This is a genomic window from Flavobacterium sp. Root901, assembly GCF_001429765.1.
Classification (GTDB): domain Bacteria; phylum Bacteroidota; class Bacteroidia; order Flavobacteriales; family Flavobacteriaceae; genus Flavobacterium.
The window spans coordinates 662,620-676,585 of record NZ_LMJB01000005.1 but is presented as its reverse complement, the minus strand read 5'-3'; the positions used below and the strand labels follow the sequence as shown (position 1 = coordinate 676,585).

Below are 13,966 nucleotides of genomic sequence, written 5' to 3'. Positions count from 1 at the left end.
ATAGAAAGATGCCAAAATTTCTCCTAAGCCTAATTTTTGTTTGCGCTACGACTTTTGTCTGGGCACAAGATTCGCAGCAAGAAAAACTTGAACAGCGCAAAGCGCAGATTCTACAGGAAATTAAAGACAATGAAAAAATGCTGCAGTCTGTAAGAAAAAAAGAAAAATCAGCAGTAAACGAATATTTAATTCAGGCAAACAAAATCAAGCTTAAAGAAAAACTGATTAACACAACAGCAAAGCAGGAAAGAATTTTAAGCAACGATATGTATATTAATCAAGTTAAGGTTAATAAACTAAAAAAAGAACTGGCAGTATTAAAAGAAGATTATGCAAAAATGATCCTGAAATCATATAAAAGCCGTTCTGAGCAGAGCAGGGCTATGTTTATTTTGTCTTCAGAAAGTTTTTTACAGGCGTACAAACGAGCACAATACTTAAAACAATATACAGCTTTTAGAAAAAACCAAGGTTTAGAAATTCAGGATAAAAGCGCACAATTAGTAGAATACAATGCAAAGTTAGACGGACAAAGACAGGTTAAGAAAAAGATTATTGTTGAAAATCAAAAAGAAAAACAGAGTTTAGAAGTAGAAAAAAAGGAACAGCAAAAACTGGTTAATGCTATTAAAAAAGATAAAAACAGAATTGCTGCAGATATTAGATCCAAACAAAGTGAATCGAAAAGAATCGACAGGCAGATTGATCGTTTAATTCGTGAAGCAATTGCTGAAGCAAATAGAAAAGCAGCAGCAGAAAAAGCAAAAGAAAATCCTGGTTCGACAGCTTCAAAAGCACCGGTTTCATCTTCTAAAATTGCAATGACGCCGGAAGATAAAGTTTTAGCGGCTGACTTTAAAGCAAACAAAGGAAGGCTTCCATGGCCTGTAGAAAAAGGATTTATATCTTTAGGTTACGGAGATCAGCCCCATCCTTTATATCCTTCAATTTCTGTACACAATTCCGGAGTTGAGATTACGACAGAAGATGGTGCAAGTGCAAGAGCCGTTTTTGCCGGCGAAGTTTTTAGTGTAATGGTTTTATCTCCGGTAAATACCGTAGTGATGATCCAGCATGGAGATTACTTCAGCGTTTATCAAAACCTTAGCAAAGTATTTGTAAGCAAAGGCGAAAAAGTTTCAATTAAACAAAATATTGGAAAAGTAAGAACCAGCGGCGATACCGGAAAAACGATAATCAAATTTTTGATTCTTCAAAATACAACAAACTCCGATCCTGAAAATTGGTTGCAAAAGAGATAATAAAAAAAGGAGCTGAATAAGCTCTTTTTTTATTGATGAAATTGTTGATTATGAAAAATTGCACCGAATGAATTTAAAAATAGTATTTTTGCACTATGGAAACAAATAGACAGAAAAAAATAGGCAGCGTCATTCAAAAAGATTTGGTTGACATCCTGCAGGGTGAAGTGCGAAAAAATGGAGTTAGCAATTTGGTAATTTCAGTATCCAAAGTTAGTGTAACCTCAGATTTATCTGTGGCAACGGTATATTTAAGCATTTTTCCTCAGGAAAAAGCAAAAGAAACTTTAGAAGGAATAAAATCAAATACTACTTTAATAAAACATGATTTGTCGCAGCGTGTGCGTTTACAATTACGCCGTGTGCCAAACTTGGTTTTCTTTATCGATGATTCTTTAGATTATATCGAAAAAATCGACAATGCTTTAGCTGGAAAAGAAAACCCGATTGAAAACCGTGATCTTTTAGAAAAAAGAAGAAAATCATAAATTGAATTTCCCATTATACATAGCCAAACGTTATCTTTTTAGTTTAAGTAAAAATAACGCTATTAACATCATCAATTTAATTGCCAGCCTGGGAATTATTGTTGGTACAATGGCTTTGTTTGTAGTGCTGTCCGTTTTCAGCGGATTAAAAGTTTTCAGTCTTTCTTTTACAAACGAGATTGATCCGGATTTAAAGATGACAAGTACTTATGGAAAATCATTCTTAATTTCTCCGCAAGAAGAAAATCAGATTAAAAAAATTGAAGGTGTTGCTTCCTACACAAAAATCATTGAAGAACGTGTTTTGTTTTTATTTAAAGACAAACAGCATGTTACTTATTTAAAGGGAGTTGATAGTATTTATCCTGTTGTAAACGACATTAAAAAAAAGCTTTTTAACGGACAATGGTTAAAACCAGATTCTTATCAGGTTGTTATCGGTTACGGAATAGCACAGGATTTTTCGATGGGGATTCTTGATTTTGAAAATCCATTACAGATATTTGCTCCAAAACCCGGAAAAGGGGCCATTGAAAATCCTGAGGAGGCATTTAATAAAACAGATGTTTTACCCGTTGGTATCTATTCAATCAGCGAAGATCTGGATTCTAAATATGTATTTGCAGATTTAGGTTTAACACAGGAATTACTGATGTATAAACCCAATCAAATTTCAGGACTTGAGTTTAAATTGAAAGAAAACGCAGATGAAAATGCGGTAAAAACACAGCTGGAAAAAATCTTTCATAATAAAATTACTTTAAAAAACAGAGCCCAGCTTAACGAGTCTTTATATAAAATGCTTAATACCGAGAACATTGCAGTTTATTTAATTTTTACACTCGTAATTATTGTAGCCCTTTTTAACTTAGTCGGGGCATTAATTATGATGATTTTAGATAAAAAAGGAAACCTTAAAACCCTTTTTAATCTTGGAACAGAAATCAATAATCTCAGAAAAATATTTCTGCTTCAGGGAACTTTGTTAAGTATTTTTGGAGGTCTGATAGGACTTGGGCTGGGGATTATTTTAGTAATTCTGCAGCAGCAATTTGAGCTTATAATGATTACGCCCACTCTGGCCTATCCGGTCGTTTTTACATTAGAAAATGTGGTGATCGTAATGACAACTATTATCTCTCTCGGATTTGTTGCTTCACTTATTGCAAGCAGCCGTGTGAGTAAAAAATTATTGGATTAATTTTTTCTTTCAAAATATTACTTATATTTACCGCCTTGAAAAACTACAGCATATGATTGTTTCTGCCTAATCCTAATTTTATTTTTTAGAATAATTTAGGATACTTACGTTTTTATTTTTTAGTTCAGATCATAACATCTGAACCAATTTTATCATTTATCCTAATATATCATGACAGAAACAACTATAAAGAAAAGCTTCTTTTCTAAAATTTTTACCACATTAAAACAAGCCTTAAAAGGAGACGAATCATTTGATTATACTGCCGGAAGCATAAAAAAAGCCGTAATTCTATTAGCCATTCCGATGGTTTTAGAAATGATGATGGAATCGGTTTTTGCTCTGGTCGATTTGTATTTTGTTGGACATTTGGAGCACAGCAGTTTTGCTATTCAAACTGTTGGCTTAACAGAGTCAGTCCTGACAATTATATATTCATTAGCGATCGGAATGAGCATGGCGGCAACTGCAGTTGTAGCCAGACGAATTGGAGAAAAGGATCCAATTGCTGCAGCAAAAGCCGGAATGCAGGCTATCATTATTGCTTTTGCAGTAAATAGTATGCTGAGTATTTTCGGAATTATTTATGCAAAAGATATTTTGATTTTAATGGGTTCGTCAGTAGAATCAGCTGAACATGGTTACCGATTTACTCAAATAATGATTGGTTCCAGTTTATGCATTATGCTTTTGTTTTTAATAAACGGAATTTTTCGCGGGGCCGGAAATGCTGCAATTGCAATGAAAAGTCTTTGGATCGCTAACATCTGCAATATCATTTTATGTCCGATTTTAATTAACGGTCTTGGACCAATTCCTGCTTTCGGATTAATTGGAGCTGCTTTAGCAACATCTATAGGAAGAAGTATTGGTGTTTTATATCAAGTGTATCATTTGTTTTTTGGAAATGGTATTTTAAAAATTAAAATTGCCTATTTCGCTCCGGATTTCAAACAGATAAAAGCTTTAGTAAAAATTGCAGCTCCGGGAATTTTACAATTTGTAATTGCTTCCTGCAGCTGGATTTTCTTAGCACAATTAGTAGCAACAACGGGTGGTGATCATGGTTCTGCAGGTTATCAGACAGCATTGAGAATTATGATGTTTTTTATTCTTCCGGCATGGGGATTAAGTAATGCCGCGGCAACTTTAGTTGGACAGAATTTAGGAGCAAAACAAATTGAGCGTGCCGAAAAATCAGTTTATACCACAGCAAGATATAATGTTATTTTCATGTTTTCAATCATGATAATTACTCTTTGTTTCGGAAAATATATTATTTCATTTTTTACAAATGATGAAATGGTAAAATCCATTGCAGTTGAAGCACTGCAGATTATGAGTATTGGATTTATTTTTTACGGAATTGGGATGGTTTTGATTAATACTTTTAATGGAGCAGGAGATACGTGGACGCCAACGGGAATTAATTTCTTCGGATTTTGGCTGTTCCAGATTCCTTTAGCTTTTGTATTGGCAAAACATTTTAATATGGGTCCAACCGGAGTTTTTATCGCCATTCCTATAGCAGAAACGGCTATCACTTTAGCTGGAATCTTTTTTTATAAAAGAGGGAAGTGGAAACGCGTTCAGGTATAATTATAATAAAAAAAGACCTTCAATTTAGAAGGTCTTTTTTATGTTTTAAACAAATTCATATCCTGCATAAACCTGTTCGATTTCTTTCATGATGGCAAATAAATCTTCAGGAGCGTCAGTCGTAACTAATTTTTGTTTGAATTCTTTGAAAGAATGAATGCCTTTGAAATAGTTGGTATAATGACGGCGCATTTCGACAATTCCCAAACGCTCGCCTTTCCATTCCATTGACCATTTTAAATGATTTCTGGCGGCTTCAACACGATCAATAACCGTTGGGGCAGGCAAGTGTTCGCCCGTTTTAAAGAAATGCTTGATTTCGTTAAAAATCCACGGATAACCAATCGCAGCACGACCAATCATAATACCGTCAATTCCGTATTCGTTTTTATAGTGTAAAGCTTTTTCAGGACTGTCGATATCTCCGTTTCCAAAAATAGGCATTGTAATTCTTGGGTTATTTTTTACGCGGGCAATATGCGACCAGTCAGAATGTCCTTTGTACATTTGTGCACGGGTTCTGGCATGAATTGTTAAAGCCTGAACTCCAATATCCTGCAGTCTTTCAGCAACTTCGTCAATATTAATAGAATTTTCATCCCAGCCTAAACGTGTTTTTACCGTAACAGGCAGATCAGTTCCTTTGATAACCGCTTTAGTCAGACGAACCATTAAATCAACATCTTTTAAAACTCCGGCTCCGGCACCTCTGCAGACTACTTTTTTTACGGGACATCCAAAATTTATATCTACCAAATCCGGTTTTACAGTAGAAACAATTTTAGACGAAAGTTCCATTGCTTCTTCATCACCACCAAAAATCTGAATTCCAACAGGACGTTCGTAATCAAAAATATCCAGCTTCATTCGGCTTTTGATAGCATCACGAATTAATCCTTCCGATGAAATAAATTCAGAATACATCATGTCAGCACCATGGGTTTTGCATAATCTGCGAAACGGCGGATCGCTCACATCTTCCATCGGAGCAAGTAATAAAGGAAATTCGGGTAATTCTATGTTGCCAATCTTGACCATCTTCATTATTTTTTGCAAAATTACAACATTTAGTTCAATTAAAAAGATTCTAGGTTCTAAGATGCTAAGGTTCTGAGTTTTTATCCTTGTTTAATTATAAAAAAGAAAAAGTAGAACCTTAGAATCTCAGTATCTTAGCAAATTAAAATCAAGATCTGTAATCAAAAAACCGAATTGGTTTTCGACTCATAGGATTGAAAACTAAAGGATTCAGAATTTCTTTTGAGGCAAATTCTATTTTTGGGGTCACTCTTAATTTTGCCCTAAAGTGATCTTTAATTTCCTGCAGAAATTCAGGTGTTTGATTTTTTACTGCAATTTTTATCACGATTTCATCAGTACCTAAATCATTTGTAGAAATCTCAATAATGTGATTTTCAATATTGTCAAATCCGCTTAAAACATCATTCATTGCGGGCGGATATAAAGTCGTTCCTTTATATTTTATCATTTGTTTTTTGCGGCCAATAACCGGACCAACACGCAGCGTATTTCTTCCGCAGGCACAAGGTTCGTTATGAAGCTGTACAATATCTCCAGTTTTAAAACGAAGCAAAGGCATCGCTTCAATGCCCAAAGTGGTAAAAGTAAGTTCGCCCGTTTCACCATTTTTTACAGGCAGATTATTCTCATCGAGAACTTCAACAATAATAAGTTCCGGATGATGATGTCCGCCTTTTCCATGTTCACATTCAGTAAAAGCAGTGCTCATTTCTGTAGAGGCATAAGTGGAGAACAACTTAATATTCCATTTATCCGTTATTTTTTTCGATAAAATATTCATTGAGAAATCCTGGTCTCTCAAAGATTCCCCAATACAAATGGCGCCTTTGATGCTCGAATTATTATAATCGATTCCGTGAATTTCGGCGTATTCAATCAGCTTTAATAAAAACGAAGGAACTGTAATTAAATAACTCGGATTGTATTTTAAAATAGAATCCCACTGCATTTCCGGAATTCCTGCTCCAACTCTAATCACACCGACTTTTAATTTTCGAAGACCTAAAAAATAAGCCAGACCGGCCATAAATTTTCTGTCAATTGTGGTCATCAACTGCACGATGTCACCTTCGGCAATTCCGGCGCAGGCAAAAGAAATGGCTTCATTATAAGCCAGACGATCCAAATCAGAATCGGTTAAACCAAAAGTTACCGGATCGCCTAAAGTTCCCGAAGTAGAGGCATAGTCGATAATTTTATTTTGCGGAACGCATACAAAATCATCATTATATTGTTGTAAATCTTCTTTTGTAGTAAGCGGCAAATATTGTAAATCTTCTAAAGTTTTAATTTTTGAAACATCAATATTCTGACCTGCAAAAAGCCTTTTATAAAACGGAGAATTTTGACTTATATATTCTAAAAGTTCCGAAAGTTTTTTTTCCTGAAAAATTTTAATTTCTTCTAAAGAATCTTTTTCTATTGCTGGAATCATTTTAATTTTCTTTTGATTTTTTTTAAATATTTTTCAATTTTTTGTTTTTCAGGAAGTGTCGTAACTTCTTTGGTCAAAGCTTTTTCAAAATTAAACTTCGCCTGCTGGAAATCTTTTATTTGGTAAAAGTACAATCCTGTCTTATAATATACAACCCAATAATCAGGGTTTAGAGATTGATAGTTTTGGATAAACTCTGAAGAAACGGCTTCTTTATTCTTTAAAAAAGAATCTATTTTATGGTCTTCAATTTTAAACTTTTTATAATCACGAAAAGCTGCTGTTTCAATAAAAGGATCTTTGGCAATATTTAAATTTTCTTTTTGAAAAGATAATACGTCTTCTTTTTTTCTTTCCTTAAAAATTGAATTCAAATCATAGCAGACAAATTCTCCCAGTTGATACGGATTTGCAGAAACCCAAACCAGTTTTTCTTTTGGTTTAAAAATAATTCCGTGATGTGCCATTAATTGGTTTAAAGCTTTTTCTGAACCATAACCAAGCGGAATATCATTTAAACCATTTTTATTTCGGAGAATTTCTGATGCAATTTCAGGATTTACTTTTGGATTTTCTGCCAGAAGTTCCTGCATTCTTTCAAAACGATATTCAGAATGGCTGTTGAGAATTTGTTCCTGATTTCGTTTATCATTTTTAAAAACTTGTCCCTGAAAATGATTCGAGCAAATTAACTGGCCGCTGTTTGAAACATCGTAAATGTCCATTTTTTTTGGTGAAACTTCAATTAAAATTGCTTTATTGTCATTGGCGCTTCCTACCATAATAGATTCAGAAACAAATACTTTTCTTTTTTTTGCAATTGCAATTGCTTCATCAATAGTGGCGGCGTGCTGTAAAATTTCGCGGGTCAAAATCGAAATCGGAGTTTTGGCAATTAACGGAATTTTAGATTTTGATGCATTAATTGTGATGGTTAAACCTTGTTCGTTCATTCCGGAAACGGCGCCAATCATTCCCGGCCAGGTTACCATCATTAACTTATAACCTTCTTTCGGATTTATAAACGCCACGATTTTATTTTCTGCGAAAGCATCATTTACATAAAAATCAAAATTGCGTCCAAGAATTAAATTTCCATCTTCAGATTTTTCATGCCACGCAGCAAAAGACGAACAGCCAACCAACGCCAAATCCTGTAAAGCGTGACCAATATCATGCGCTCCGTGGAGATATAAACCGCGCTGATATTTTGGCGCGATGTAATTAAACTCATCCGAACTATATTCTGAAACGCCATAAATTTCGGTTTGATATTCTTCGGGAACATTCAAATATAATTTTCGATTGTACCATTTCAGAAACTGACGAAGGATTTTCTGCTGGAAAGAAGACGGAATAAAATCTTTTATTTTGGAGAAGAAAATCCGCTGCTGATTTTTTAAAAGCGAATCTGTCAAAGCTCCGGTATTGAGACCAATTTCCATCGGATCGCCTTCAACATATAATTCCCAAAGTCCTTGTTTATTTTTTGAAAGGGAATTTTTTCCTGAAATAAAAACAGAATCAGATTTTTTTATAACGACTGGTTTCGCCGAATTATAGCCCGAAATATCAGGTTTATGACGCATTGATTTTGATGTTCCGCAAGAAACGAACAACAGTAAAAAACCGATAAGGGAAAAAATAAAAATTCGGTTTTTCATGGATTTTTTATTCAGATTCGGAGTTGATTTTGGTAACCAGATATTCTTTGCCAATAATTTCAGAACAAGTAGATACTGCTCCAATTGTAACGCCCAAAACACCATGCATATTTATACTTTGTCCTGTAAGATACAAATTATCCAATTTGGTTTTTGCCGGAATTAAAGTTTTCATCGGATGGTTAGAATCCTTCACATAACCGTACATATTTCCGTTGTAGCCGCCAATATAATCACGGTAAGAAAGTGGCGTAGAAGTATGAATTGATTTTATGCAATCTTTAATTCCCGGGAATTTTAACTCTATTTCGGCTAAAAATTTGGCTGTTTTTTTAGATTTGAATTCCTCATAACTTTCGCCGCGGTCGCTTTCTTCTGCAGTTGTATTAAAAGTGTCGGCCCAGGGCGCAACATCTTCATATTTCATATAAGTTATAAAGGTCATTCCTTCGGCCCAGATTTCTTCTTTTTTTGAAGCATTCATCGATGCCATAAAACCTTTAGGCCATGAATTTTCATCATAATCATGTGCAGTCCAGACATCGCTGCTTTTTCTGAAATGATAAAAATTATGATTAATATATTTAAAAGTTTCGGGCTTAAAAACGATATACAAACTAAAGGCAGAAATCACTCCTTCAAGACTTTGTACGCGATTGACAAAAGCTTTTCTGAAATTTTCCTGGCCGGCCATTTTTAAAGTTGTTTTGGGTTCAATGTTTGAAATAAACATAGTGCCAAAAACTTTCGATCCGTTTTTTAGTTCTACAAAATCAACTTTATTATCTGCCACATTAAAACGCGTAACTTCTTTGTATTTATAGAATTCTCCGCCGTATTTTTTAAGTTGTTTCAAAAGTTGTTTTGTTATCTGGCTGCCGCCGTTAATGCACCGCCATGAACTTTGAATATAAGAGTTTACAGAAAGGGCATGAACGTAAAACGGCGATTTATCCGGTATTCCGGCATATAGAAAATTGGAGCCGGCAAGGACCGCTCTGAGTTTTTCATTTTGAGAGCATTCATCAATAATGTCTTTTGCGTTTAATGACAAAATCTCGTTATCGTATTTTCCTTCCCAGTTCAGGTTATAAAGAGGAAAAGCATCGCAGATCGTTTGTAATTTTTCGCAGTATTTGTCAATATTTTCTTTTTCATCGGGGAAAAAAACAGCAAGCTGGCTGGCAAAATTTTCATAACCCTGCGCATGCGGATATTCATTTTCATCATCCTGAAAAGAAATCATATCGTAACAGTTTTCATCTAATTTTTTCAAATTCAGATGATCCATAATACCGATATATTTAAAATATTTATTCAGATTCTGACCTTCACTCAAACCTCCGATATAATGGATTCCGGTATCAAAAATAGTTTTATCGCGAACAAAAGTCTGGAGATTTCCCCCATATTGATTGTTCTTTTCGAGCACACAAACGCTGTAGCCTTCTTTAGCTAAAATAATAGACGAAACCAATCCGCCTAAACCGCTGCCAACAATTACGACATCGTAATGCTCTTTCATTTATTTTTTATTTAATACAATTATGGCATCTTCTTGCGATACAATTTCGAAACCATAATCAGTCAATTTTGTTTTTAAATTCGATGAATTAACTAAAATTATTGAAGAGGCCGAAATGACTTTTTCCAGATCAGCAGCATAATTTTCATCAGAAATTAAAACAATTTCATATTGGTTTTCTTCCAGAGAATCCAGCTGCTCCAGATAAGATATTTTTCTCTTTTTCAGGAAATAATTGGTTTTTGCAACAGCAGATTTTTCTTCATCATTAATAAAAGAAACTATTTTTCGCTGCGGTTCCTGCAGCGCCAGTAAAACATCCAATTGTCCGTAATCATTGCCAAGATGCAAAATTTTAGCTTTAGGATTAATGTATTTATTCAGATTGAAATAAATTTCTAAATTCTGTTTCAGATCTTTTTTTACGGCATGTCCAATTTCAATTTCTTTATAATCGTAACTGTTAATCAGCATTTTTTTGAAATAATCCGGACCTTCTAACTGCTCCCGAATTTTGCGGTGTTGTTCCTTAAAATAGGCGCTTATTTGTTTTGTTCTTTCGGTATAATTATTTCCAAAAGATTTATTTTCAGGAGTAATTCTTTCTAAAATTGTAACTGTTATAATTCCGTCGTGAATGACAAAATCGCCTTTCGGAATTAACTCTGAAGCACCATGAATAACAACTGGAATAATATCTAAATTAAATGTTTCTGCAAGGAAAAAAGCACCTTTATGAAATCTCTTAATTACATTATTTTCTGAACGTGTTCCTTCCGGAAAGACCATTAACGAATATCCTTCGTTTACTTTTTTACGCAAATGTTCAACGCCGCCTTCTAGTCCTTCAGAAACCGGATAAAAACCAGCTTTTCTGACAACACCGCCAAAAATAGGAGAGTTGTAAACCCAGTCGCTTACCAGAAAAATAATTTTCGGACTCAGCATTCCGATGGACAAAATATCTAAAAACGAAGAATGATTGGCAATAATTACGGCTGGTTTTTCGAAAGTTTCATTAAAATTATTAACGACTTTTTTGTGTATAAAAGGATTTGAATATAATACCGATTTCATGTATTTTGAAACGACATATCTAAAACCTTTCATTTTTGTTTTTTTGCTGAGCGGCAAAATCGGCATTAGTGTGAAACTGAAAATCGACATTAAAACACCACCCAAACCGTAGTAGAAAAATGAAGTAACGCCGAAAACAAAAGTGCGCAACTGAAAAGGCGGGTTTCCGTTTTTCGGCCTGTTTGATAAAAATAATTTAAACAGAATTGGATAAAAAATGAACGTTATAATTAAGGCCGCAAAAACTCCAATTAATGAAACGGACGAAATAGAACGCAACGCCGGATGTTTGGCAAAAATCATCGCTCCAATTCCTAAAATAGTCGTAATTACTGCCAGAATAATTGAAGTTCTGTAAATGGCAATTTCATTTTTTCCGTTGGTATATTCTTTCTGTAAAGCACTTGTCATGAAAATACTAAAATCGACACCGTGACCAAAAATCAGGGTACAGACAATCATGCTGAAAATATTCATCTGAATACCAAAAATCCCCATAATTCCGGCGGTTACGATTCCGGTTAAAGCAATTGGAATACAGCTTACAATAACCAATTCGATTCTTCTGAAAAAGAAAAATAAAATCAAAATCACGGCTGCAAAAGAATAATTTACAAGCGAATTAAAATCAGTTTTTAATGTGCTGAAAAAAGTTTCATTCATTTGCTGACGGTCGATTGCAATTAAATTTTCTTTAGAAGAAGCAGCTTTTACAAAACTATCGCGTTGTTCAGGCGTGACTTTTACTAAGGTTGAAATCGTATAAAAACCATTTTTTTCGGTTATAAATTCTTTCAGCTGCAAAGCTTTGATTTTTAAATAATCGTCTGTCGAAATAGGTTTGAAATCAAAATCTAAATGATCAAAAAACAACGAATAAGCGGCTGGCTTAAAACCTAGTTTGGAACCTTCAGCAATTAATTGTGATTTTAAAAACTGCTTTTTTTCGGAGCTCCAGAATGAATTCCATTTTTGAATTTTTTGTTCCTGTTCTTTTTTCGAAATTACGATTCCGCCGACAGAACTAAAATTCAATATTTTATCTTGTTGTTTTGCTTTTGATAAATCAGCAAAAAGCTGACTGTTGTTTTGCAAAACTTCTTCCATGCTTTTTCCATAGGCCGCAACATAAATGGTTTTTGAAGTCAGGCTTGTACTTTCTTCCAATTGTTTTTCTGCGGCTTTAATTTCTTTTGGCACAAAATTTAATTGAGACAAATCATTATTGAAACCAACATCATTATAAGTAAAACAGCAGATGATGGTAATGATGACACAAAATCCAATTAAGAATTTGTTGTTGTGAAAAGAAAAATGAGCGAGTTTATCGATCACATTTTTCTTGTGTTCAAAATTATTTTCTTTTGGTTTGTACAAATGAGGAACAATCAAAAGCGAGAAAACTGCCGATGCCATAACAATTACAGCAGCAAAAATTCCGAGATCATTTAAAGCATCAGACTTTACAAAAAGCAGGCATAAAAAAGCAACAGCAGTTGTAGAACTACTCATAATTACCGGCATTGTAATGTCTTTGTACAATGTTTTGATGTCGCTGTTATGTTTGTAATGTGTGAGGATATGAAGCGAATAATCGATTGTAATTCCTAATAATATAGATCCGATTCCGAGTGAGATGGCTGAAATTTGCTCTTTTACAAAATATAAAAATGCAACGGCAAATAAAGCTCCGAAAACGGTTGGCAGAAAAATAATTAACGGAATGAATATTTTTCTGTAAAACAAAATCAGGATCAGCATTAAGGTAATCATGGCGATTGTTGTTGTTAAAACAATATCACTCTTAATTTGATTAGCATTTGCAACCGCAATTAAAGCCGGACCAAAATAACTGATTGAAGTTTTTCCTTTAAATTTTGTATTTAAATTTTGCTGAATTGATTTTAGTTTTTCGGCAAAGAGGGTATTTTTTTCGGTTTCGCTCGAAGAAATATCAGACGTTATAAAAAGCAGTAATTTCTTTTTATCTTTTGTCATCACAAAACCATTATCGAGCGTAAAATCGTCGCCAATATTTAACTGCTGCAATTTTTTTAAAGCAATAAAAGAAATTCCAAGCGGGTCCTGCAGGATAAAATCTTTTGTTATAAATCCCGAAGGCGAAATAATCGATTTGTAATTTCCCTGAACTGTTACTGCAATACTGTCTTTTTGAAGTTTAGTTTGAATGGCAGTATAATCTTTATCTTCAAGAAAAAACGGCAGATTGTTATAAACAAAATCAATAGTTTCCTGAATGTTTTCTTCGTCTATTTTTCCCTGAATTCCGGTTATGTAAGGTTTGCAGGATTGAGAAACGCTGTCTGAAAAAGCTGTTGCCATTTCTTTTAAATCATCTTCAGAACCATTTTTTTCGAGTTTGAAAATAACCGTCGTTTTATCTGCAAAATTTAATTGTTTTAAAACTTTTGCAGTTGCATCTGCTTTGTCGTTTGTTGGAATAAGTTTGGTAATGTCTTCTTCAAATTTAATTCGGGAAGCAAAAAAGCCAAATACTAAAAGCATCAAAACGGCCAAAAGAACCGAAAGAGATTTTCTTCGGTTTACAAATAAATGAATGGCGTAGAAGTATTGATGCATGATTGTTGATTTTTTCGCCACGAATTTCACGAATTTTCACGAATTAATTTGTGTTAATTGGTGAAATTCGTGG

9 protein-coding genes are annotated in these 13,966 nt (G+C 33.9%); 4 read left to right on the top strand and 5 right to left on the bottom strand.

The window, feature by feature from the left end:
• The first annotated feature begins 8 nt into the window (after positions 1–8).
• From ASE21_RS06660 to ASE21_RS06645, 4 genes are all read left to right on the top strand, one after another.
• Positions 9–1,262 carry a murein hydrolase activator EnvC family protein gene (locus ASE21_RS06660; protein WP_057121825.1) on the top strand — a complete coding sequence of 418 codons (1,254 nt, stop codon included), beginning with the start codon at positions 9–11 and terminating at the stop codon, positions 1,260–1,262.
• Between the two features lie 95 nt (positions 1,263–1,357).
• Positions 1,358–1,750 (top strand): 30S ribosome-binding factor RbfA, encoded by a 393-nt coding sequence (rbfA, locus tag ASE21_RS06655; RefSeq protein WP_057121824.1) that lies wholly within the window; start codon positions 1,358–1,360, stop codon positions 1,748–1,750.
• A gap of 1 nt (position 1,751) precedes the next feature.
• Positions 1,752–2,951 carry an ABC transporter permease gene (locus ASE21_RS06650; RefSeq protein ID WP_057121823.1) on the top strand — a complete coding sequence of 400 codons (1,200 nt, stop codon included), beginning with the start codon at positions 1,752–1,754 and terminating at the stop codon, positions 2,949–2,951.
• A gap of 171 nt (positions 2,952–3,122) precedes the next feature.
• The gene (locus ASE21_RS06645; RefSeq protein WP_057121822.1) at positions 3,123–4,550 is read left to right on the top strand and encodes an MATE family efflux transporter; all 1,428 of its coding nucleotides are present in this window, start codon (positions 3,123–3,125) and stop codon (positions 4,548–4,550) included.
• Between the two features lie 45 nt (positions 4,551–4,595).
• Here the strand turns inward: ASE21_RS06645 and dusB are convergent, their stop codons facing one another.
• The 5 genes from dusB to ASE21_RS06620 form a co-directional block, all read right to left on the bottom strand.
• Positions 4,596–5,588, bottom strand: a complete 993-nt coding sequence (gene dusB, locus ASE21_RS06640) for a tRNA dihydrouridine synthase DusB (RefSeq protein ID WP_057121821.1) — start codon at positions 5,586–5,588, stop codon at positions 4,596–4,598.
• A gap of 148 nt (positions 5,589–5,736) precedes the next feature.
• A complete protein-coding gene (locus ASE21_RS06635; protein WP_082603443.1) occupies positions 5,737–7,026 on the bottom strand; it encodes a phenylacetate--CoA ligase family protein in 1,290 nt (429 codons plus the stop codon).
• The gene (locus ASE21_RS06630) at positions 7,023–8,690 is read right to left on the bottom strand and encodes a C45 family autoproteolytic acyltransferase/hydolase (protein ID WP_057121819.1); all 1,668 of its coding nucleotides are present in this window, start codon (positions 8,688–8,690) and stop codon (positions 7,023–7,025) included. The genes ASE21_RS06635 and ASE21_RS06630 overlap by 4 nt, the downstream gene beginning before the upstream one ends.
• 7 nt (positions 8,691–8,697) lie before the next feature.
• Positions 8,698–10,215, bottom strand: a complete 1,518-nt coding sequence (locus ASE21_RS06625) for a phytoene desaturase family protein (protein WP_057121818.1) — start codon at positions 10,213–10,215, stop codon at positions 8,698–8,700.
• On the bottom strand, positions 10,216–13,893 hold the full coding sequence (locus ASE21_RS06620; protein WP_057121817.1) for a 1-acyl-sn-glycerol-3-phosphate acyltransferase: 3,678 nt from the start codon (positions 13,891–13,893) through the stop codon (positions 10,216–10,218).
• Between the last annotated feature and the right edge of the window lie 73 nt (positions 13,894–13,966).